Source organism: Humibacter albus DSM 18994 (assembly GCF_000421825.1).
GTDB classification, from domain to species: Bacteria; Actinomycetota; Actinomycetes; order Actinomycetales; family Microbacteriaceae; genus Humibacter; species Humibacter albus.
In genome coordinates this window covers 21,666-44,524 of record NZ_ATXT01000004.1, presented here as the reverse complement: position 1 = coordinate 44,524, position 22,859 = coordinate 21,666, and the positions used below count along the sequence as shown (strand labels likewise).

Genomic DNA, 22,859 nt, shown 5'->3' with positions numbered 1-22,859 from the left:
CCCCCCGACCCGAACCGTTCCAGATCCCCGAAGGGACCGTACTAGGTCGCGCGCCGTTCAGCTACGCACCAATGTCCATGTTCCACCCATGAGCAACCAGCCGAAGACATCCGCTCCGGAACTGGCCTCTGGACACCCCCAACGGGATGCCACATGCTCCTTAGAAAGGAGGTGATCCAGCCGCACCTTCCGGTACGGCTACCTTGTTACGACTTAGTCCTAATCACCGATCCCACCTTCGACGGCTCCCTCCACAAGGGTTGGGCCACCGGCTTCGGGTGTTACCGACTTTCATGACTTGACGGGCGGTGTGTACAAGGCCCGGGAACGTATTCACCGCAGCGTTGCTGATCTGCGATTACTAGCGACTCCGACTTCATGAGGTCGAGTTGCAGACCTCAATCCGAACTGAGACCGGCTTTTTGGGATTCGCTCCACCTTACGGCATCGCAGCCCTTTGTACCGGCCATTGTAGCATGCGTGAAGCCCAAGACATAAGGGGCATGATGATTTGACGTCATCCCCACCTTCCTCCGAGTTGACCCCGGCAGTCTCCTATGAGTTCCCACCATCACGTGCTGGCAACATAGAACGAGGGTTGCGCTCGTTGCGGGACTTAACCCAACATCTCACGACACGAGCTGACGACAACCATGCACCACCTGTTCACCAGTGTCCAAAGAGAACCCCATTTCTAGGGCGTTCTGGTGTATGTCAAGCCTTGGTAAGGTTCTTCGCGTTGCATCGAATTAATCCGCATGCTCCGCCGCTTGTGCGGGCCCCCGTCAATTCCTTTGAGTTTTAGCCTTGCGGCCGTACTCCCCAGGCGGGGCGCTTAATGCGTTAGCTGCGACACGGAAACCGTGGAATGGTCCCCACATCTAGCGCCCAACGTTTACGGCGTGGACTACCAGGGTATCTAATCCTGTTCGCTCCCCACGCTTTCGCTCCTCAGCGTCAGTTACGGCCCAGAGAACTGCCTTCGCCATCGGTGTTCTTCCTGATATCTGCGCATTCCACCGCTACACCAGGAGTTCCATTCTCCCCTACCGCACTCTAGCCTGCCCGTACCCACTGCAGACCCGAAGTTGAGCCTCGGGATTTCACAGCAGACGCGACAGACCGCCTACGAGCTCTTTACGCCCAATAATTCCGGACAACGCTCGCACCCTACGTATTACCGCGGCTGCTGGCACGTAGTTAGCCGGTGCTTTTTCTGCAGGTACCGTCACTTACGAAAAGCTTCTTCCCTACCAAAAGAGGTTTACAACCCGAAGGCCGTCATCCCTCACGCGGCGTTGCTGCATCAGGCTTGCGCCCATTGTGCAATATTCCCCACTGCTGCCTCCCGTAGGAGTCTGGGCCGTGTCTCAGTCCCAGTGTGGCCGGTCACCCTCTCAGGCCGGCTACCCGTCGTCGCCTTGGTAAGCCATTACCTCACCAACAAGCTGATAGGCCGCGAGTCCATCCCCCACCAAAAAATCTTTCCACCCACAACAGATGCCTGTGCGGGTCATATCCAGTATTAGACGCCGTTTCCAGCGCTTATCCCAGAGTGAAGGGCAGGTTACTCACGTGTTACTCACCCGTTCGCCACTAATCCCCCCAGAGCAAGCTCCAAGGATCATCGTTCGACTTGCATGTGTTAAGCACGCCGCCAGCGTTCGTCCTGAGCCAGGATCAAACTCTCCATAAAAAATGATTACCCCCAACCAAGCAAAACCTGGAAGAAGGCGAGTTTGTCTGACTAGATCGAATATCAAACTGACATTCAAAATATCTAACCAAAAGGAATCTCGCACCAACAACAACCAAAAAAGGCCGCCATCAGTGCCGAGGTTAATTGGCATTGAACATTGTGCACGCTGTTGAGTTCTCAAGGATCGGACACTCCCGACCATCGATCCGCAGATCTACTTGTCGGGGTAACTTTTCCGTGTCACCGAACGCAAGCATCCTGTCGAGCTCAAAGCCGACAGTGCTGTACGTTGAGGACGTTCGCCCTCAGACCAGTGGTTCTCTCCACGGAGTGGAGTAGCTCTTCGGCTGAGGAGCGGTCCCGCTTGAGGCCGGAAGCCCTTCGGACTTTCCGCACCTTTGGGGTGACAAGTAAGTACTTTACGGGTCGTGGCCGAGTGGTGCAAATCGGCCCCGGATCCCGGGCGTGGCGCCTTCTCGGGGCGCCGGCGCGGCCGGTTCTCGAGGCGGTCGCGGCGCCTTCTCCGGGGGTGGGGGTGGCACGTTCTCGGGGCCACTGCGACCCCTCCTCGGAGCCTGGGAGACGGTGCTTCCGCCGCCGCTCGTGACTCAGAGAGTGACGACGAGCTTCCTCGCCGAGACTCCGTTCTTCAGCACGCTCAGCGCCTCGGGAATCGCCTCGAGGCCCGTGCCGATGACCCGTGCCTCAGGCGCGCTCCGATAGCTGCCGGAGATCAAGGCGCGCGGCAGGAAGTCACCGTAGATCGCTTCCCCCACGCCGTTGTCCTTCAGCGTGCCGCCCCAGACGAGGCCGAGGCGCACGCCGCTGGCTCGACGCGCACGCAGTCGCTCCGCCAGGCCGAGGTTCACCGTGGCGACGCGACGGCGGCCGCGGGCCCCGGACGCGATGGCCAGCGCCGGTCGAAGCGAGCCGGCCCCGATGGCGAGGACACCGGCGAGACTGTCGCGACCGATGGCATCCAACGTCTCGTGTACCGCGGTGCGACTTCGGTAATCGGCCACCGCTGAGGCGCCGAGTGAGCGCACGTACTCGAAGTTGCGCGGCGACGCGGTGGTGACCACACGGTAGCCCGCGTTGCGTGCGAGTTGGATGCCATTGCTTCCCACACTCGTAGAGCCGCCCCAGATGACGACGACCTCGTCGCGCTCGGCAGCCGGCACATGCGGCAGCTCGAGGCCCAACTGGTCTTCCTGGAACAGACCGGATGCCGCAGTGGAAAGGGTCAGCGGCAACACGGCGGCCCGTTCGTAGGGCATGTCGTCGGGGATCGGCGAGACAAGATTCTGCATCAACACCACGTAGTGCTGAAAGGCCCCCTCGGCCGGCCGGTTCCGGTTCTTCTCGGTGCCGGCCGCCATGCCGAGCACCCGGTCGCCGACGCGCAACCGGGTGACGCCCGGGCCGACTGCCGCGATGTCGCCGGCGACATCTCCTCCGATGACCGTGGGGAAGGTCAGCCATGGCAGCGCGATGCGATAACCGAGCGCCGGAAGGTTGTCGACCGGATTGACCGCGACGGCACGGGCGCGGACGACGACTTCCCCGGGGCCGGGGCTCGTGTAGGGGGCGGCGCCCACGGTGAAGCGCCGGCCGGGCTTGAACAGCCACAGCGCACGGTTGGTGGGGGCGCGAGATTCCATGACTGCATGCTAGACACTGTCTAGTACCTAGTCAATGTCTAGTACTTGTTAGGATGCCCGCATGTCCGATCGCCCGGTCCATCACGGCAACCTGCGCGCCGTGCTCCTCGATCAGGCCGAGGTCAGGTTGCGCGAGCGTGGGGTCGCGGGACTCTCCCTGCGCGAACTCGCCCGCGAGGCCGGAGTGAGCCACGGCGCACCCCGCAGTCACTTCATCGACAGAGCCGCGCTACTCGATGCGCTGGCCGAGCGCGGATTCGTGCGGTTCGCGGAGGTGGTGGAGCAGGCATCCACTCGTCGATCGACGAGTTACAGGAGTCGGCTGCGCCGCACCGCCCACGCCGCTCTCGACTTCTCGATCGGCAACGCCGCTCTGCTCGAGGTGATGTTCACGGGCAAGGTGGGCGAGGCATCCGAGGCCATCGAACGGGCGGCCGGGCGGCTGTTCCTCGCGGTTCGCGGAGTGATCGACGCCGGCGTCGCCGCCGGGGCATTCGAGGAGGCGGATGTCGAGCGCATCTCGCTGTTGTGGTCCGCGACGGTGCAGGGCGCGGCCACGCTCGTCGCCTCGGGGCGAGCGACCCGAGCACAGGCGGACGCGATCGTCGACGACACCGTCGCGCTCGTGCTCTCGGGTTCGATCCGCGCGCTGTAGCCGCCACACCGCCTCCACCAGACCGCCGCCGCGGCCAGGCCACCGGCGCGCCACGCCACCGCTGCAGCCTCCGCCGGCATCCGGCCGGCGCGAAAACAGCAACTGTCGCCCGAAAGAGCAGAAATCCTGCTGTTTTCGCGGCGAGAGCGCGATCGCTGCTGTTTTCGCACGGGCCGGAGACGTAGAAGCACCGGCCGGAGACGCTGACGGGACGGCCGGAGTCGCAGACGCGCCGGCGGCCGACCGCGCCCAGAGTCGACGGCGGCCAGACACGCCGGCCGCCAGACACGCCGGAGCCCCGGACGCGCTGGCCACAGACGCAGACGCGCCAGCCGCCAGACACGACGAAGGGCGCCGTGCGGCGCCCTTCGTCGTCGGGCTCAGATCCCGCGGGCGAGCCGGTAGTACGCGGCGCTCCACTGCAGCTGCTGCTCGAACTCCCGGGGACGCGTGTGCTCGTCGATGACGACCAGCTCGGTGCCGGACATGCGTGCGAAGTCTTCCCAGGCATCCAGTCCCACGGTGCTGCACATGACGGTGTGGTGGGCGGCGCCGGCCTGCAGCCAGGCCCAGGCGGACGTGCGGAAGTCGGGCTCCGGCACCCAGACCGCGCGGCCCACCGGCAGCTTCGGCAACGGCTGCGTCGGCGGCACCACCTCGACCACGTTCGCCGTGAGGCGGAACCTGTCGCGCATGTCCGAGAGGGCGACGACCACGGCGGGGCCGGCATCCGCGTTGAAGACCAGACGCACCGGGTCGTCCTTGCCGCCGATTCCCAGCGGGTGGATCTCCAACGTGGGCTTCGCGGTGCTGAGCGACGGGCTCACCTCGAGCATGTGTGCTCCGAGGATGCGCTCCTGCCCAGGGGTCAGGTCGTACGTGTAGTCCTCCATCAGGGATGCCCCGCCCGGCAGCCCCGCGCCCATCACGTTCGCGATGCGCACGAGCACGGCGGTCTTCCAGTCGCCTTCGGCGCCGAAGCCATAGCCCTCGGCCATCAGCCGCTGCACCGCGAGGCCCGGCAGCTGCTTGAGCGCGCCGAGATCCTCGAAATTCGTGGTGAACGCCCCGAAGCCGCCCTCCTCGAGGAACGAGCGCAGCCCCAGCTCGATCGCGGCGCCGTCACGCAGCGACTGGTGCCGCTCCCCGCCCCGGCGCAGCTCGGGCACCACGTCGTAGAGCTCCTCGTACTCGGCCACGAGCGCGTCGATCTCTGCCTCGGATGCCTGCGCGACGGCATCCGCGAGCTCGTTCACGCCCCACGTGTTCACCTGCACGCCGAACACGTGCTCGGCCTCGGTCTTGTCGCCCTCGGTCACGGCGACGAACCGCATGTTGTCGCCGAACCGAGCCAGCTTGAGAGAGCGGGATGCCGCGAGCCCGGCGGCAGCGCGCGTCCAGGTGCCGATGCGGCCGCTCACCGCGGGATCGCTGACGTGTCCGACGACCGTGGTGCGCGGCACGCCCAGCCGGGACTGGATGTAGCCGAACTCGCGGTCGCCGTGCGCCGCCTGATTGAGATTCATGAAGTCGAAGTCGATCTCGGCCCACGGCAGCTCGACGTTCGCCTGCGTGTGCAGGTGCAGCAACGGCTTCTGCAGCGCGTCGAGGCCTGCGATCCACATCTTCGCGGGGCTGAAGGTGTGCATCCACGCGATGACGCCGATCACGGAGTCGTCCGCGTTCGCCTCGAGCATCACGCGGCGGATCTCGTCCGAGCCGGTCAGCACGGGCTTCCACACGACGCGCACCGGCACGTCGTCGGCGGCACCGAGGCGGTCGGCGATCGCGCGCGACTGATCGGCGACCTGCGCGAGGGTCTCGGGGCCGTAGAGGTGCTGGCTTCCGGTGAGGAACCAGACCTCATAAGAGTCAAGAGAGGTGGTCAGCGGTGTGCGAGTCATGGATCGTTCTTTCTGTACATGGTGTGGGCCCGAGTGCATGGTTCGGGCCGGTGGAGAAGCTGTCTGGTCGGATCGGGTCGTGGTGTGCGCCGAGACTTGATGCGACTGATGGTCAGGGGACGGGGACGGGAAGGGATCAGAGCGCGTCGATCGCGGCGCGCTCCACGGCCAGGCCGGATCGGTAGCGATCGAGGTAGGCGGCAAAGCCGGCGACGTCGGAGGTGACGGGCTCGGTGACCTGCACCGGGGCATCCCGGAACACACGATCGTCGAGGTAGCTCGCCAGCGACGGCGGCGCCGCTGCCTGAGCGCCCGACGCTGCGACAGTCCGTGCGCCCGACGCGGTCCCAGTCGATGCGCCGGACGCAGCACCAGTCGACGTGCCCGATGCGGCAGCGCTCGCAGCGGATGCCCCGCCGGACCCGATCACGGACGTCACCTCGCGCGCGTACGCCGCAAGCACGGCGATGCCCCACGCGCCGCCCTCGGCGGCGGACTCGCCGACGGCGACCGGGGCGTCGAGCGCAGCGGCGAGGAAACGCTGCGCGACGCCCGCCGTGCGGAACACGCCGCCGTGGGCGTGCATGCGGTCAAGGGCAACGCCCTCGTCGGCGAGCACGCGCATGCCGAGGCTGAGCGTGCCGAAGACGCCGTAGAGCTGCGCACGGATCGCGTTCGCGAGCGTGAAGGCACTGTCGGGCGTGCGCACGAACAGCGGGCGTCCCTCCTCAGTGCCGGTGATCGGCTCGCCCGCGAGGTAGTTGTAGGCGAGCAGGCCGCCGGCGTCGGCATCGCCGTTCAGCGCCTCGGTGAGCAGTGCTTCGTACACGGCGTCCGCGTCGAGGTGCATTCCGGCCACCTCGGCGAACCGCGCGAACATGCCCGCCCAGGCGGCGAACTCGCTCGCGCCGTTGTTGCAGTGCACCATGGCCACCGGATCGCCCGACGGCGTCGTGACCAGGTCGAGCTCCTCATGCGAGCGCTGCAGCGCGTGTTCGAGCACGACCATCGCGAAGATGCTCGTCCCCGCGCTGACATTGCCGGTGCGCGGGGCGACTGCGTTGGTCGCAACCATGCCTGTGCCCGCGTCGCCTTCGGGAGCGCAGAACGGCGCGCCCGGCTGCAGCGCGCCGCTCGTGTCGAGCAGCGCCGCGCCCTCCGCCGTGAGCTCGCCCGCGCGCTCTCCGGCGACGAGCACCTCCGGGAGCAGGTCCGCAAGATGGATGCCCGCCTCGCCCACGCGCTCATCGAATCGTGCGAGCAACTCGGCGTCGTAGCCGAGGGGGGAGGCGCCGATCGGGAACATACCGGAGGCATCCCCCACGCCCAGCACCTTGCGGCCGGTCAGTTGCCAGTGCACGTACCCGGCGAGCGTCGTGAGGAACGAGACGTACGGCACATGCGGCTCGCTGTCGAGCACCGCCTGATAGAGGTGTGCGACCGACCAGCGCAGCGGGATGTTCACACCGAACAACTCGCTCAGCTCGGCGGCGGCGCGGGCCGTGTTCGTGTTGCGCCAGGTGCGGAAAGGCACGAGCTGCTGGTCATTCTCGTCGAACGCGAGATAGCCGTGCATCATCGCTGAGACGCCCACCGCGCCGAGCTCGGTGAGCGGCACGTCGTAGCGCCGTCGCACGTCAACCACGAGATCGGCGTAGGCGGCCTGGATGCCCGTCCAGACATCCTCGAGCGAGTACGTCCAGAGGCGGTCGACGAACTCGTTCTCCCAGGCGTGGCTGCCGGCGGCGATGGTCGCCGCCGGGTCGTCGCCGATCAGGCACGCCTTGATGCGCGTAGAACCGAGTTCGATGCCGAGCACGGCGCGGCCGGAGCGGATGGCGTCGGCCGCGGCGGCCGCGGGAGAGGGTCGCCCTTCGGTTCTCTCCGCTCGCTCACCGGGCACCGTCCGAGCGGCCGTCACGACTCGCTCCTGCGGACATCCGTCGACTGGCCGTAGACGTTCTGGTAGCGGTCGTAGAGCTTGTCGATCGACTCCTGCGGAATCGGCACGAGCTCACCGCCCTGGCGCGCGATGTGCACCGTGCGGGCGACGTCTTCGACCATGACCGCGGCCTTGACGGCATCCTTGGCACTCACGCCGATCGTGAACGGGCCGTGGTTCTGCATCAGCACGGCCCGCGAGCGGTGACCGCGCAGCGTCTGGACGATGCCCCGGCCGATGGAGTCGTCGCCGATGATGGCGAACGGACCGACCGGAATCGGCCCGCCGAACTCGTCGGCCATGGCGGTGATGACGCAGGGGATCTCTTCGCCCCGCGCCGCCCAGGCCACGGCGTAGGTCGAGTGGGTGTGCACCACGCCGCCCACCTCCGGCATGTTCCGGTACACGTACGCGTGCGCCGCCGTGTCGCTCGACGGGGACCGGTCGCTGCCCGCCGTGCCCGCGATGACGTTGCCGTCGAGGTCGCACAGGATCATGTTCTCGGGCGCCAGGTCGTCGTACGACACCCCCGACGGCTTGATGACGAAGAGATCCTCGCTCGGATCGCCGCCGGTGCGCACGCGACCGGAGACGTTGCCGCCGGTCCACACGACAAGGCCGTTGCGCACGAGCTCGGAATGCAGGGATGCCACCTGAACGCGAATGCGCGCGATGGCGGTCTCGAGGTCGTCGCTCGGCGTCGACGGCACGGGGGGCTGTTCCGCGTTGTTCACGATGTGGGGTCACTCCTTGTTTCTGGGTTGTTCCTCGGGATCGGGCGTACCCGCTTCCCGTCCTATTACACGTGCACCGAATGCGACTTGCACGTGCACCGAATGCGACGGTGGAGACGACTCGCGCCTCTCACCGCCGCATCCGCTGGTCACGCCGTCGCCTTGGGCGGTGTCGCCCCCGGCGAGCCGACGATCGATTTCGGCAGTCGCCGCGGTCGCGGTTTGCCTCGGCGCAGGGCGCCTTTGTTGAGGTTGAGGTCAGTCATTGCGAACCGGTCACACAGTGTGCCGTTGTGACCGGTTCGTGTCGGAGCCTAGCCACGAGCCAGGCGGACCATAACACCGCGTTACCGGAATGTTATGAGCAATTTGCGAAACGGTCACAATTGTTCGCGGAAACTACTTTCCGGCCGCCGGAGGTGCATTACGCTCCCCTTATGGTGAACGACCCCGCGAGGCTCCGACCGGCGAGCATCCACGATGTCGCGAAACTCGCCGGCGTTTCATACCAGACGGTTTCGCGGGTTCTGAACGACCGCCCGAACATCCGCGAGACGACCAAGCAGAGGGTTCTCGACGCCATGGCGGAGTTGAGCTTCCGTCCGAACCGCGCCGCTCGCATGCTGGCGACTAGCCGCAGTCGCACCATCGGCGTGATCGCCGCGGTACACGGCTCGTACTACGGCCCGACGAGCATCGTGAGCGCGACCGAGGATGTCGCGCGGGAACACGGCTATTCGACGTTCCTCGCGAACCCGCGCAACGTCGACGCGTCGTCCCTCGCGGATGCCATGGAGCGGCTCATCGCCGAGGGCGTTGAGGGGATCGTGGCCGTTGCACCTCAGACGCAGTCGACCGAGGCGATCAAGTCGGTGCGGGTTCCCGTGCCGATCGCACTCGTGCAGAACCAGGCCGACTCCGATTCGGCCGGTCTCTCCGTCGACAACGCGCTCGGAGCATCCCTCGCCGTTCGGCATCTCGTGAGCCTGGGGCACCGGCGCATCGCCACGGTGCGCGGCCCCGAGGGCTGGGCCGAGGCGGACGGCCGCCTGCGCGGCTTTCTGGAGACGCTTGCCGATTCCGGACTCGACCCGGTCGCCGTCGAAACCGGCGATTGGACGGCGGAGGCGGGATACCTCGCCTATCAGCGCCTGCACTCGCTCGGCATGACGGCGGTGTACTGCGCGAACGACCAGATGGCGCTCGGCCTGATCCACGGGGCATCCGAACGCGGGGTGCGCGTTCCGGCGGATCTCTCGGTCGTCGGCTTCGACGACGTCCCCGAGGCGGCGCATTACCTTCCGCCGCTGACCACGATCCGTCAGGACTTCGAGGAGCTCGGACGCCGTGCCGTCACCGTTCTCATCGGGCGCCTCGGCGGAGAAGACACCCGATTCGACACCCCCGTCACGCCGCAGCTCGTCGTGCGAGCATCCACGATGCCTCCGCAGACTGCCTGAGCCCGCGGGCACCGTGCAAGACGGCCCGTGGAGGCGACGCCACGGCCGTCTCCACGGGGCCGCCTCCACGAGCCGTCCCGACGGCTCAGCCGTACTGCAGTTGCTGCTTGTACGAGGTGAGCATGAACTCGGTGAGCTCGCCCAGCGAGGTCTCCTCGACGCGCTTGTCGAGGGTGACCCGGCCCTGTTCGATGACGTTGATGCGGTCGCACAGCTCGAAGATGTGCGTGTAGTTGTGGTCGACGACGAGCATCGACACCCCGTGCTCACGCGCGAGGTTCTTGACGAGCGCGATGATCAGGGACGCCTCCCTCGCTCCCATCGCGGCGAGCGGCTCATCGAGCAACAGGATCTTCATTCCGGGCTGCCGGGTGGCACGCGCGACGGCGATGGCCTGCCGTTGCCCACCTGACAGCTTCTCGACCGGTGTGTCGACCGAGGGGATGCTCACCTGGATGTCTGACAGATACCGCCGCGCCTCTTCCTTCATCCGCTTGTTCCGCAGGAATCGGAGGCCGCGTCCGACGGTCAGCTCCCGGTTCAAGAAGAGGTTGTGGTAGACGGAGAGCTCGTCCACGAGCGCCAGGTCCTGGAACACGGTCTCGATGCCGTGCGCCCGGGCGTCGTCGACCGACTTGAACTCGACAGGTTCCCCGTCGACCCAGATGCGCCCGCCGTCGGGCTGGTAATACCCGGTGATGATCTTCACCAGCGTCGACTTGCCTGCACCGTTGGACCCCACGAGGCCGAGAACCTCCCCCGGCTCGAGGTGGAGTGTCACCCCCTCCAGCGCGGAGACGGGACCGAAGCTCTTCGAGATCTCTTCTATTCGCAGGACGCTGCCGCCCTGGTTCTTTGTCTGATCGGCCATTGCCAATATTCCCTTGTTCTGACGCCGTTCGCGCTCGCAGTGCGATTCGGCGTCGACGTTTCAGTGGGTGGAAGCGGATTCCGGAGACGAGTCGTCCTCGACGCTCGGAAGCGACTGTCCTGCTCCGGGATCGGCACCCCGAGCGGACTTCTTCCTGGCTCTGCCGCCGCCCCGACGTCCTGCCCGAAGCGAGTCCATCTGGATGTTGAGGATCATGGCGCCCAGGATGGCGAGGCCCAGCACGAGCTGGTAGGCGAACGCGTTGATGCCCATGATGTTGAACCCGTCCTCCAGCACGCCGAGGACGATGGCACCGATGGCCGCGCCGATGATCGTTCCCTTGCCACCGGTCAGCGCGGTGCCACCGACGACGGCCGCCGCGACTCCGTAGAACATCAGGGTCAGGCCGTCAGTGCCCGGATTCAGGCTGCCGATGCGGTATCCGTCGAGGATGCCGAGGAACGCGCCCAGCAAGGAGCAGATCGCGAAGCACGCGACGCGCACCCATCCGACCTTGACGCCGGACTCGGCGGAGGCCGTCACGTTGCCACCGGTCGCCGTGATGTGTAGACCGAAGCTCGTGTGCCGGAAGACGATGTGCAGAGCGACCGCGATGCCCAGCGCCCACAGGATCGATGAGAACTGCCAGGCGCCCAGGACCTGCGCGAGAGTATCGCCGCCGACGGGGTTGACCTGGATGCCGTTCGACGACAGCAGGACGATGCCCTCCAGAGCGAACACCGTACCGAGCGTGGTGATGAACGACGGTACGCGCAGATAGACGGTGATCAACCCGTTGATGATGCCGATCACGATGCCGATCACCAGCGTGATGATGATTCCGAGCAGCGGCGGAATGCCCGCATTGTTCAGATACACCACCAGGAAGGGCGAGAGCACGTAGACGCCACCGACCGACAGGTCGATCTCGCCCAGCGTCAGAACGGGCACCTCCGCCACCGCGAGGATCAGGATCGGGGCGATGTAACCCGACACGGTCGAGAGGTTGGATCCCGTCGCGAAGGCCGAGGTCGCGACGCTGAAGAAGATGATCAGCGCGATCCCGACGAGGGTGACGACGAGTTCCTGACCCTGGATGAGCCGCCGCCAGCGGCTGGGCCGGGTGGGCGCGGCCGGAATGCCGCGCCCCTCGGTTGAGGCAGTTGCCACGGGAGTTCCCACTTTCACTCCTGGATCGACGACGGCGCCGACAGCACCTTCTTGGTGCTCGATGCACCCTCGAAGCGGTTCTTGCTGTTGAGGTACGGACCGACGTTACTGCTGGTCACGAACTTCAGACCTGTGTTCGTCTCCACCGGAGCGACGAGCCCGCCGGAGACGTTGTACAGGAACAGCTGAAGGATCGAGAGGAACCCCTGCAGGTAGGCCTGCTGGTCGATGGTGAAGTCGAGGTTCTTGTCCTTGACCTGCTGCAGGGTCGGTGTGCCGACATCCCAGCCCGAGCCCTTCACGCCCGTCGAGGCGTACTTGGCCACGGTCTTCGCGACGGCGATTCCGCTGCCCGCATCGACGGCGTAGAGGAACTTGGCGTTCTGGTGCCCTTGGAACCACGCCTCGACCGCTGACAGCTCCGCGCCCTCGGCCGCACCCGTCGCCACCTGCACGAACTTCACGCCCGCATCTTCGAGCACCGCCTTCGCACCGTCGGCACGCGGCTGGATGTTGCCGGTACCGGGTGTCGCGATCATGCACGCGACGGTGTCGCCGGCCTTGACCTGCTGAAGAATGCGCTTGCCTGCCTCGGTGCCGGCCGCCGTCAGGTCCTGACCGATGTACGACATGACGGGAGTGTCGCTGCCGACAGGCGGGTTGGCGTTGTACGAGATGACCGGGATGCCCTCCGAGAGCGCCTTCTTGGTCGGCCCGGTGAACGCCGTCTTGTCGATGACCGGAACGCCGATTCCATCGACCTTCGACGTGATGGCGCTGTTCATCGCGTTGACCATCTCGGAGACGATGGAGTTCTCGGATCCGGTCCAGTTGTAGCTGCAGCCCAGAAGCTCGCACGCGTCATCGGCACCGAACCTCGTCGGGGTGAAGAACGAGTTCGTCGTCACGTGGTTGACGAGAGTGAACTTGTACTTCTTGTGTCCGGGGTACGGTCCACCGCCGGACGACGCGTCTGCGGTGGCGCCACCGGTACATGCCGCCAGAAGTGCGGAGAGCGCGGGAACCCCGACCCCGGCGATCCCGACGTTCCGGATCAATCGCCGCCGTGAGAACTCGCGTCGCGACTCGCCCGGTTCCGGCTCGATCTGGATGTCATCCGACATTGGTTCCTCCTTGAACTTTCACTGCTCTCTACGACCGGCCTCCCCTCGGCAGACCCCGGCACGGAGCCGTGGAGCCCGAGGCACACGTCACCGTCCCACTCGATCCGCCCCATCGCGGGCAGCCTGCTGGACGGTCGTATGTGACCGGTTCGCATTGAACATAGCCATGTGCCGCGGTCAGCACTGGCCCTCGTTACCAAACTGTGACGCCCGGCGCTCTGAAGCGGGTTCCGAGACGTTGAAAGAACCTCGCCAAGGTCTGAGTGGTCGGATAATCTCCGGTGCTATGCCCACGAGTCCACCACCGCAGAAGGCGGCGAGCATCCGCGACGTCGCGCGCGTGGCCGGCGTCTCGTACCAGACCGTCTCCCGCGTGCTCAACGATCACCCGAGCATCCGGCCGTCGACGCGCCAACGGGTGCTCGACGCGGTCGACCAACTCGACTTCCATCCCAACCGCGCGGCGCGCATCCTGGCGACCAGCCGAAGCCAGACCATCGGGGTCGTCGCCGCGGCTCAGGGCGCGCATTACGGGCCGACCAGCATCATCTCGGCGTTCGAGAACGCCGCCCGCGATCACGGCTACACCACGCTGCTCGCCAGCCCGCGCGGCCTCGACCCGGCCTCACTTCACGAAGCGGTTCTGCACCTCGTGCACCAGGGCGTCGACGGCATCGCGGCGCTCGCACCCGAGGCGAAGTCGGCCGAAGCGATCATGGTGACGCGCACGCGCATACCGATCGTCCTTCTTCAGTCCGATCATCTGCAGGATGCCGGTCTCTCGGTGGACAACGTGCTCGGCGCCCGTCTGGCGGCCGACCACCTGGTGGCGCTGGGCCACCGCAGACTGGCGATGCTGACGGGTCCCCTGTCGTGGACGGAGGCCCAAGCGCGTCGAAACGGGACCGATGAGAGCGTGGCGGATGCCCGTGCCGAGCTCACGTGCATCGTCGAGGGAGACTGGTCGGCAGAGTCGGGATACCTGGCATTCCGCCGCATCCACGAATCGCGGCCCACCGCCGTGTTCTGCTCGAACGACCAGATGGCGCTGGGCGTGATCCACGCGGCGAGCGAGGCCGGCGTGCGTGTTCCGGCGGATCTCTCGGTGGTCGGTTTCGACGACGTTCCCGAAGCGGCGCACTACCTCCCGCCGATCACGACGATCCGCCAGGACTTCGAGGAGCTCGGACGCCGCGCCGTCTCCGTGCTCGTCGGCAGACTCCGCGGTGAAGACACCCACTTCGACGCACCCGTCACACCCAAGCTCATCGTGCGCGCGTCGACGATGCCGCCGTCGACCGTGTGAGGCGCTGGCTCGCGGGCCGGCGTTCACCCTGCATCACAGGGGCGAACCCGATACATCGCTGCGCTCGCGGGCCGCGCGGCGATGACCGGGGCTCGGGCCCGGCTCAGACCGCGCCGAGCGTGGATCCTCGCGTGACCAGCCTCGGTTCGACCCGTTCCACCCCGGGGCGCGGAGCGCCGCCGATGGCCTCGAGCAGGAGTTCCGCAGACAGCCTGCCGATCTCGCCGAGGCGCGTGTTCACCGTCGTCAGGGGCGGCCGCGTGCCCTCGACCATGGCATCCCAGTCGTCGAACCCGGTCAGGGCGATGTCGTCGGGGATGCCGACCCCGCGTTCCCGAAGCCGCTCCGCCACGCCGCGCGCGATCTGGTCGCTGCCGCACGTGATGGCATCCGGCACCGTGTTCGCGTGATCGAGCAGGATGTCCGCTGCGGCACGGCCCCACGCCTCGCTCCACGCGCCGTACAGCGGCTCGTGCACGAGCGGATGGCCGCCCGCCTCCGCCACGTGCGCCATGGATTCCGCGCGCACGGTCGCGCTGAAATGATCCTTCGGACCCGTCACGTGCGCCAGCCCCGTGCGGCCGAGACTCGTCAGGTGCTTGAACACCAGTCGTGCGCCGGCCGCGTCGTCGGGCACGACGGAGGTGTTTGCGGGATCGAGCGACGAGGCGTGCGCGTAGACGACGGGCAGTCCGACATTGAGCGGAGGGCGCGGATCCGTACGGCGACCGGTGACGATCAGGCCGTCCACCCGCTGCTCGAGGAGCCGTCGGAGGTAGTACTGCTCGCGAAGCGCGTCATCGCGCGTGTCACAGAGCAGGACCATGATCTCGCCGACGCTCAGCGCGTTCTCCGCCCCGAGCATGATCGGAAGGCTGAAGCGCCCGACCGAGTCGCCGGTGAGCAGTGCCACGGTGACCGCGCGCTCCGCCCTCTCGCTTCGCATGCCGCGCTCGGCGAAACCGAGCCGCTCAGCCGCTCGGAGCACCCGATCTCTCGTCGAGTCGCGCAACTGGCCTGTGTTGTTGAGAGCCTTCGAGGCGGTCGCCGTCGACACGCCCGCCTCGGCCGCGACATCGGCGACGCGAACGAACATGCGCTCCGCATTCTGTGCCATCGTGCCCCTTCGTTCGCCGATCGGGTCCACTACGGAAACTCCATTCCGCGACGGATGCGCCTACAGTATCAGTCAATAGAGGGTTGACGGGAGCACCGAGATCTCGCTAGGTTCGCCTTGCATTCGGAACGTTTCGGAAACGTTTCTCGACCGATATACGCACGAGGCGGGCGTGGAACCCGCTGCGCCAACCCGCCACCCACGAGGACATCACGTGACGATCGACACCGACAACTCCCACCTCGCCGACGATGCCACAACGCCGACCGTCGCCGGCCCGGCGCATCCCCGCGCCACCACCACCCTGCGCCCGCTCGCGCTCAGCGACGTGCGCCTCGGCGACGGGTTCTGGCTCGAGCGCCAGCGCGCGAATCGCGACGTCTCCATTCCGGACGGCCTCCGACAGCTGCACGACGCCGGCAACCTGCACAACTTCGAGGTCGCGGCCGGTCGCGCCGACGGCGACGTGATCGGGCCGATCTTCGCGGACTCCGACGTCTACAAGTGGCTCGAGGCCGCGGCGTGGGAGTATGCGCGCGAACCGGATTCCTCCCTCCTCGACGACCAGCTGCGCGTGACCGAGCTCGTCGCCGCCGCCCAGGAGTCCGACGGATACCTCAACACCGTCGTGCCGCGGCGCGAGGGCGAGCGCTACGGACATCCGGAGCGGAACCACGAGCACTACTGCGCCGGCCACCTCATCCAGGCCGGCGTCGCCCAGAAGCGTGCCACCGGCCGCGACGACCTGCTGAACGTCGCCGTGAAGGTCGCCGACCACCTCGTGCGCGAGTTCGGGCCGCGATCCGCGACGGGATCCGCCGGCGACGTGGACGGGCATCCGGTTATCGAGACCGCGCTCGTGGAGCTCTACCGTGAGACCGGGACGCGCGACTACCTCGACCTGGCGGCGTGGTTCGTCGACGCACGCGGGCATGATTCGCTCGAGCGGTTTGGCGGCAACTCCACGTACCTCTCCGATCGTGTTCCGGTGCGCGAGGCCACCACGCTCGAGGGCCACGCCGTGCGCGCGGTCTACCTCACGACCGGTGCGACCGACGTGGCCATCGAGACGGGCGACGACGCGCTGCTGGCCGCGCTCGGCGCACAGTACGACCACATGTCCGCCACGAAGCAGTACGTGACCGGCGGACTCGGTGCACGCTGGGACGGGGAGGCGTTCGGCGACGAGTACGAGCTGCCCTCCGACCGCGCCTATGCCGAGACCTGCGCGGCGATCGGCGCCGTGCAGTGGGCGTGGCGCATGCTGCTCGCGACCGGCGAGGCATCCTACGGCGACCAGATCGAGCGTCTGCTGTTCAATGGTTTTCTCGCCGGCGTCTCGCTGCGCGGTGGCGACTACTTCTACGTCAACCCGCTGCAGGTGCGGCACGACGCGCACGCCGACGAGGAGCGCAACCCGAAGAACGGACGGCTGCGCTGGTTCGGATGCGCGTGCTGTCCACCCAACATCATGCGCACGCTCTCGAGCCTCGGCGGCTACCTCGCCACCAGCACCGGCGACGGCGTGCAGCTGCACCAGTACGCCTCCGGAACCCTGCGTGCCACCACGGACGCCGGTGACCTCGAACTGCGCGTCGAGACCGCCTACCCGTGGAACGGTCGCGTGCGCGTGACCGTCGTGGCCGCACCGGAGGCGCCCGTCACGCTCAGCCTGCGGATCCCGGCTTGGGCGGCCGGTGCGACGCTCGACGGCGCCGCGACTCAACCCGGCGGCTACGCGAGGATCACGCGATCCTTCGCGGCCGGCGACGCCCTGGTGCTCGAGCTGCCGCTCGCCCCACGCATCACACGACCGCACTCGCGAGTGGATGCCCTGCGCGGCACAGTCGCGGTCGAGCGCGGCCCGCTCGTGTACGCCTTCGAGGCGCAGGACCAGCCAGGGTTGGTGCTCGACGACGTCGCGGTGGACGCGGCGTCGCTGAGCGAGCAGGCAGAGGCATCCGTCGCCGAAGCGCGCGAGCTCGCACTTCCCGGACTCGTCACCGTCTCGTTGCGCACCCCGTGCGGCGACGCACTCACCGGCATCCCGTACTTCGCCTGGGCCAACCGCACGGTCGACGACATGAGGGTCTGGCTGCCCGAGGGCTGACCGGGCCAGCACCTGAACAAGGGGACTTCGGATGCTATGACGTCGGCCGGGCGACCAGCGTCGCGGTCACCGTGTGCTCCGTTCCGTTGCGCATGAACGTGATCTTCACCGTGTCACCCGCCTTGTGGGTGAGCAGGAACAACGTGACCACGTCGGTGCTGTCGACGGGATGCCCGGCGAGTTCGGTGATCACGTCGCCCGCTTGGATGCCTGCTGCAGCGACAGACCCGTCCGGGTCGACGCTGTTCACGTAGAGGCCGTCCTCGATGCCCCACTTCTCCGCCACCGCGTGCGGGATCGGCGTGAGCTGAGCACCGAAGTACGGGTACGACACGGTCCCCTTCTCGATCAGGTCGTCCGCGATGCGCGACGCGAGGTTCACCGGCACGGCGAACCCGATGCCGACCGATCCGCCGCCCGAGGCCCCCTCATCGTTCGGCACCGTGGCGATCGCGGTGTTCACGCCCACGAGGTGGCCCGAGCAATCTACGAGGGCGCCGCCCGAATTGCCCGGGTTGATGGAGGCATCCGTCTGGATCGCCCCCGCGAGGACCGTCGTCTGGCCGTCATCACTCGGTACCGGAACGTTGCGTCCGAGCGCACTGACAATGCCCGCGGTCACCGTGCTGGAGAGGCCGAGTGGAGCGCCGAGCGCCACGACGGGCTGGCCGACGACGACCTTCTCGCTGTCGCCGAGCGCGATCACGGGCAGGTCGGAATCGGCATCCACCTTGAGCACGGCGAGATCGGATGCAGGGTCGCGCCCGGTGATCGTCGCCTTCTCGGTGTGGCCGTTGGAGAAGGTCACCGTCACCTTGCCGTCGTTCGCGGCCGAGGAGACGACATGGTTGTTGGTGACGATGTAGCCGTCTTTGCGGATGATCTCCCCGCTGCCGACGCTGCCCCCAGCCGGTGCCGACACGTTGATCGTGACGATGGTGGGCAGCACCTCGTCGGCGATGTGCACGGCATCGCACGTGCCACCCGATGCCGAGGAGCCAGCGGAACCCGGGCCCGATCCAGCGCCGGATGCCGCACCCCGGCTGATCGACGCCCCGAGCCACCCCGCGCCGCCGCCGAACACGATCGCCACGACCGCGGCCACGACCCAGACCAGCCATACCGGCGCGCGGCCGCGACCGCGCGCCGCATCGTCCGTCGTGGTGCGGGCGTCGCCTTCATCCTGCGTCGGTCGCTCGCCGGCGTTCGGATCCGTCATCGTGCTTCCCCCGAAGTCTCGACCGCACCGTCGTCTCCGGCGACGCGTCGCGGGCTCCCGAACGCGCCCGCAAGAACGACTGTAGTGAGGCGGCGGCGCGCACGGCAGCGCCCGAAACGGGCTATTCGCCGAACGGATCGCGGTGACGATTCGGGCGGCAGTCCCTCCTCAGCCGACGAGTCGCCGTCCCTCGAAGGCACGACCAAGGGTGACCTCGTCGGCGTACTCGAGGTCGCCGCCGACGGGGAGTCCGGAGGCCAGCCGCGAGACGCGCACCTCCATGGCCTGCAGCATGCGGGTGAGGTAGGCGGCGGTCGCCTCGCCCTCCACGTTGGGATTGGTGGCGAGGATGATCTCGCGCACCGTGGCATCCGCGAGCCTTGTCATGAGCTGCCGGATGCGCAACTGGTCGGGTCCGACGCCCTGGATCGGGCTGATCGCCCCGCCGAGCACGTGGTACAGGCCGCGGAACTCGCGGGTGCGCTCGATCGCGACCACGTCCTTCGCGTCTTCGACCACGCAGATCAGCGACTGGTCACGACGCGGGTCGCGGCAGATGGAACACGTCTCCTGCTCGCTGACGTTGCCGCAGATCTCGCAGAACCGCACCTTGTCTCGCACGGTCGTGAGCACGTCGGCCAGGCGAGTCGGGTCGTAGCTCTCGGTCTGCAGAATGTAGAAAGCGATGCGCTGGGCAGACTTCGGCCCCACGCCGGGGAGCCGGCCGAGCTCATCGATCAGGTCTTGGACGACACCTTCGTACACGCGCCGCTACCTCGCCCATCCGCCCTGAGACGGGCTGCCCTGAGCGGATCCGCCTTGGCGCGGTTCCACCTCTTGCTCCTCGATGAACTTCGCGCCGAGAAGCTCACGAACCACTGCCTCACCGTACCGGGACGGTTCGCGGAAGCCGACGGATGTCTTCGGCCGAGCAGGAGCTTCGCTCGCCTTCGCTCCGCGCGGGCTGGTGCCCGGGGCCGCTCCGTTCGGGATGTCGGGGCTCGGGATGTCGGCGCTCGGCGCAGCCTGGACGGTACCAGCCGGTGCGCCAGGGCCTGGCGCTGTGAACGCACGATTCGACACCGGGGCCGCGGTCGAGCGGGGTGCCGCATCGTCTGCGTCGTCGTCAGGGTAGGGCGGTTCGTCGTCATCGGGAGCGTCGGCGTCCGTCAACTCGCGCATGCCGGGAGCAGGCTCAGTCGAGCCGCCAGCGGCTGTGCGTCCGTCGGTCGCGCCAGCGGCTGTGCGTCCGTCGGTCGCTCCACCACGCGCACCGGCCTCCGTCGAAGACGCCGCGGCCGGTGCCAGGACCGTCGGCGTCGCCGAGTCGGACTCGACGCGCGCAGGGTTGGACTCGACACGCGCAGTTTCGGGTTCGACGCGCACGTCACCGGCCGGCTCGCTCTCCGGGCGTTCGAGCACGGCAGTCGCCGAGGATCCCGGGATCGCCACGGTGGCCCAGGAGACCCCGGACGAAGGAACCGCCGCCGAGCCGGCGGAAGACGAGGGTGCCGACGATGAGCCTGTCGACGGCGCCCCTCCGGAGGAACTGCTCGAGCGCGAAGACGGGGAACCCGTCAGACGACCCGCCGAATTCGCCGGCGATGGCGCCGCCGACCGGTCGCGCTCCTGCGGCGTGGCTGATGTCCCGCCACCCGATGGGCGCGGCTCGGGCCGGGAAACGGACCCGCCGGGACCGTCCTGCATGCGGTCGGCGTCACCCTGACGCGCACTCCCACCGCTCGGGCCGGTGGGGCCTGCACGCCCTGGACCACCGGCTACCGGGCCGCCGGCTGCTGGGCCACCGGGTGCCGCGCCGCCTGCACCGCCTTCGGAGCCCGCGGGCTTCGCGAGGAACTTCACTCGCACGCCGAGCAGATCGACGATCGCGTTGCGCAAGACCTCGCTCGCGGCGTCTTTCGCTCCTGGTCGGCCGCGGAAACTCTCCACGTCGTTCGCGCTCGGGAACGACAGCGCGAGCACGTCCCCGTCGAGCGACCGCACGGTCGCCGTGTATACGACGGCCCACGCGTTACGGCTCAGTTCGGCGACGGCGTCGAGGATCTCGGGCCACGCGTCGCGCACCTGCTGCGTGGTCACCGGTCCGACCGGAGCCGCGGGCGCCTCATCGGTGACACCGGGGGTCGCCCAGCCGGATGCCTGCGAGCCACCCGACGCGCCCGTCGCGCTCGCGCCGCCCTTCTTCGCGGCCGCTGCCGCTGCGAATGCCGCTGCCTGGGCGACGGCCGGGTCGGCCGTGGACTCCGCGCCGGAATCGGCAGCCGGCGCCAGTCCGGACGACGCCGGAGCGGATGACGCAGGAATGGGAGAAGCAGGAACGGGAGAAGCAGGAACGGGAGAAGCAGGAACGGGAGAAGCAGGAGCAGAGGAGGCGGGCGCGGGGGACGCGCCGGGAGAAGCAGCCGGTGCGCCGACGCTCGACGACGATCCGGCAGCATCGCTCGATGCCGTGTGCGCCGGCGCCGGCGGAGAAGCGGGGCGCAGCGAAGCCGAAGCGGGAGAAGTCGGCATCGCAGCGGCCGGCGCCGCAGCGCCGGCCGGATCCACCGGCACCTCGACGCCGACTCGTCGCTCGAGACGCTCGACGCGGGCGAGGGCACCACGATCCGTCGCGTCGGAGGCTGGCACGAGCATCCGCGCGATCATCAGCTCGAGGTGCAGGCGCGGTGACGTGGCGCCGGTCATCTCGGTGAGAGCCGCGTTCACGATGTCAGCGCACCGCGAGAGGTCGGCAGCGCCGAACGAGGTGGCCTGCACCGACATGCGATCCAGTTCTTCCTGCGGGGTCCCGCGCAGCACGGCCGCCGCGGCTTCGGGCGAGGTGGCGGCCACGATGATGAGGTCGCGCAGGCGCTCGAGCAGGTCTTCGACGAATCGGCGCGGGTCCTGTCCCGTCTGGATCACCCGGTCCACGGCGGCGAAGGCGGTCGCGGCATCCACGGCGGCGATGGCATCCACGACTTCGTCGAGCAGAGCGGCGTGGGTGTAGCCGAGCAGCGCGACGGCACGCTCGTACTCGATGCTGTCGCCCTCACTACCGGCGATCAGCTGGTCGAGCAGCGACAGGGTGTCGCGGGGCGACCCGCCACCGGCGCGCACGACGAGCGGCAGAACGCCGGGAGCCACGGTCATGCCCTCGCGGTCGCACATCTGCTGCACGTAGTCGAGCATCTGCGCGGGCGGCACGAGCCGGAACGGATAGTGGTGCGTGCGCGAACGGATGGTGCCGATCACCTTGTCGGGCTCGGTGGTCGCGAAGATGAACTTCACGTGCTCCGGCGGCTCCTCCACGATCTTCAGCAGCGCGTTGAAGCCCTGCGGCGTGACCATGTGCGCCTCGTCGAGGATGAAGATCTTGTAGCGGTCGCGCGCCGGCGCGAAGATGGCCCGCTCGCGGATGTCGCGCGCATCGTCGACGCCGTTGTGGCTCGCCGCGTCGATCTCGACGACGTCGAGCGATCCCTGCCCGCCGCGACCGAGCTCGATGCAGCTCTCGCACTCGCCGCACGGGGTGTCGGTGGGGCCCTGCACGCAGTTCAGGCAACGGGCGAGGATGCGCGCGCTCGTCGTCTTGCCGCAGCCACGCGGACCGCTGAACAGATAGGCGTGATTGACCCGGTTCGTGCGCAGCGCCGTCATCAGCGGCTCGGTCACCTGTGACTGGCCGATCATCTCGGCGAACGTCTCGGGCCGATAGCGGCGATACAGGGCGGTGACCACGGCTCAATCGTAGTCGGGACGGCTGTCATTCGGAGGGGCAGGCGGATGCCTGTGGGCAGGCATCCGGAGTCCTCTCGCTGGGACGCCAAGACACCGCGCTGCACGCCGCTGCGCCCGACGAATCACGGGGCGTGACCCGAATTCAT

Annotated in this window: 15 protein-coding genes and 1 rRNA gene; 4 read left to right on the top strand and 12 right to left on the bottom strand. The window is 67.8% G+C overall.

Going from position 1 to position 22,859, the window contains the following annotated elements; all coding sequences use genetic code 11:
• Positions 1-164: 164 nt before the first annotated feature.
• A 16S ribosomal RNA gene (locus H623_RS0101110) occupies positions 165-1,696 on the bottom strand.
• Positions 1,697-2,307: 611 nt separating this feature from the next.
• Positions 2,308-3,360, bottom strand: coding sequence for a zinc-binding alcohol dehydrogenase family protein (locus H623_RS0101105; RefSeq protein WP_022899103.1), 1,053 nt, complete (start codon positions 3,358-3,360; stop codon positions 2,308-2,310).
• A 61-nt stretch (positions 3,361-3,421) separates the two neighbouring features.
• Between H623_RS0101105 and H623_RS0101100 the strand changes: the two genes are divergently transcribed.
• Complete coding sequence (locus H623_RS0101100) at positions 3,422-4,015, top strand: TetR/AcrR family transcriptional regulator (protein ID WP_022899102.1); 594 nt, start codon at positions 3,422-3,424, stop codon at positions 4,013-4,015.
• Between the two features lie 380 nt (positions 4,016-4,395).
• Here the strand turns inward: H623_RS0101100 and araA are convergent, their stop codons facing one another.
• From araA to H623_RS0101085, 3 genes are all read right to left on the bottom strand, one after another.
• Positions 4,396-5,919, bottom strand: a complete 1,524-nt coding sequence (gene araA, locus H623_RS0101095; protein WP_022899101.1) for an L-arabinose isomerase — start codon at positions 5,917-5,919, stop codon at positions 4,396-4,398.
• Between the two features lie 136 nt (positions 5,920-6,055).
• A complete protein-coding gene (locus tag H623_RS0101090) occupies positions 6,056-7,822 on the bottom strand; it encodes a xylulokinase (RefSeq protein WP_051143035.1) in 1,767 nt (588 codons plus the stop codon).
• Between the two features lie 14 nt (positions 7,823-7,836).
• Complete coding sequence (locus H623_RS0101085; protein WP_026939776.1) at positions 7,837-8,571, bottom strand: L-ribulose-5-phosphate 4-epimerase; 735 nt, start codon at positions 8,569-8,571, stop codon at positions 7,837-7,839.
• A 461-nt stretch (positions 8,572-9,032) separates the two neighbouring features.
• On the opposite strand from H623_RS0101085, the gene H623_RS0101080 reads away from it, so the two are divergent.
• Positions 9,033-10,055, top strand: coding sequence for a LacI family DNA-binding transcriptional regulator (locus tag H623_RS0101080; protein WP_022899098.1), 1,023 nt, complete (start codon positions 9,033-9,035; stop codon positions 10,053-10,055).
• 85 nt (positions 10,056-10,140) lie between these two features.
• Here H623_RS0101080 and H623_RS0101075 read toward each other — a convergent pair whose 3' ends face one another.
• The 3 genes from H623_RS0101075 to H623_RS0101065 are packed head-to-tail and all read right to left on the bottom strand — an operon-like array spanning position 10,141 to position 13,220.
• Positions 10,141-10,926: an ATP-binding cassette domain-containing protein gene (locus H623_RS0101075; protein ID WP_022899097.1), complete on the bottom strand. Its 786-nt coding sequence runs from the start codon at positions 10,924-10,926 to the stop codon at positions 10,141-10,143.
• Between the two features lie 60 nt (positions 10,927-10,986).
• Positions 10,987-12,096, bottom strand: a complete 1,110-nt coding sequence (locus H623_RS17125) for an ABC transporter permease (RefSeq protein ID WP_169514883.1) — start codon at positions 12,094-12,096, stop codon at positions 10,987-10,989.
• Between the two features lie 14 nt (positions 12,097-12,110).
• A complete protein-coding gene (locus H623_RS0101065) occupies positions 12,111-13,220 on the bottom strand; it encodes a substrate-binding domain-containing protein (protein ID WP_022899095.1) in 1,110 nt (369 codons plus the stop codon).
• A 286-nt stretch (positions 13,221-13,506) separates the two neighbouring features.
• On the opposite strand from H623_RS0101065, the gene H623_RS0101060 reads away from it, so the two are divergent.
• On the top strand, positions 13,507-14,526 hold the full coding sequence (locus tag H623_RS0101060; protein ID WP_022899094.1) for a LacI family DNA-binding transcriptional regulator: 1,020 nt from the start codon (positions 13,507-13,509) through the stop codon (positions 14,524-14,526).
• A 103-nt stretch (positions 14,527-14,629) separates the two neighbouring features.
• Here the strand turns inward: H623_RS0101060 and H623_RS0101055 are convergent, their stop codons facing one another.
• Positions 14,630-15,643 carry a LacI family DNA-binding transcriptional regulator gene (locus tag H623_RS0101055; protein ID WP_026939774.1) on the bottom strand — a complete coding sequence of 338 codons (1,014 nt, stop codon included), beginning with the start codon at positions 15,641-15,643 and terminating at the stop codon, positions 14,630-14,632.
• A 214-nt stretch (positions 15,644-15,857) separates the two neighbouring features.
• Between H623_RS0101055 and H623_RS0101050 the strand changes: the two genes are divergently transcribed.
• On the top strand, positions 15,858-17,753 hold the full coding sequence (locus H623_RS0101050; protein WP_022899092.1) for a glycoside hydrolase family 127 protein: 1,896 nt from the start codon (positions 15,858-15,860) through the stop codon (positions 17,751-17,753).
• Positions 17,754-17,787: 34 nt separating this feature from the next.
• Here H623_RS0101050 and H623_RS17120 read toward each other — a convergent pair whose 3' ends face one another.
• From H623_RS17120 to H623_RS17115, 3 genes are all read right to left on the bottom strand, one after another.
• Positions 17,788-18,972 (bottom strand): S1C family serine protease, encoded by a 1,185-nt coding sequence (locus tag H623_RS17120; protein WP_022899091.1) that lies wholly within the window; start codon positions 18,970-18,972, stop codon positions 17,788-17,790.
• A 168-nt stretch (positions 18,973-19,140) separates the two neighbouring features.
• Complete coding sequence (gene recR / locus H623_RS0101040) at positions 19,141-19,737, bottom strand: recombination mediator RecR (RefSeq protein WP_022899090.1); 597 nt, start codon at positions 19,735-19,737, stop codon at positions 19,141-19,143.
• 6 nt (positions 19,738-19,743) lie between these two features.
• Positions 19,744-22,713 (bottom strand): DNA polymerase III subunit gamma and tau, encoded by a 2,970-nt coding sequence (locus tag H623_RS17115; protein WP_022899089.1) that lies wholly within the window; start codon positions 22,711-22,713, stop codon positions 19,744-19,746.
• Between the last annotated feature and the right edge of the window lie 146 nt (positions 22,714-22,859).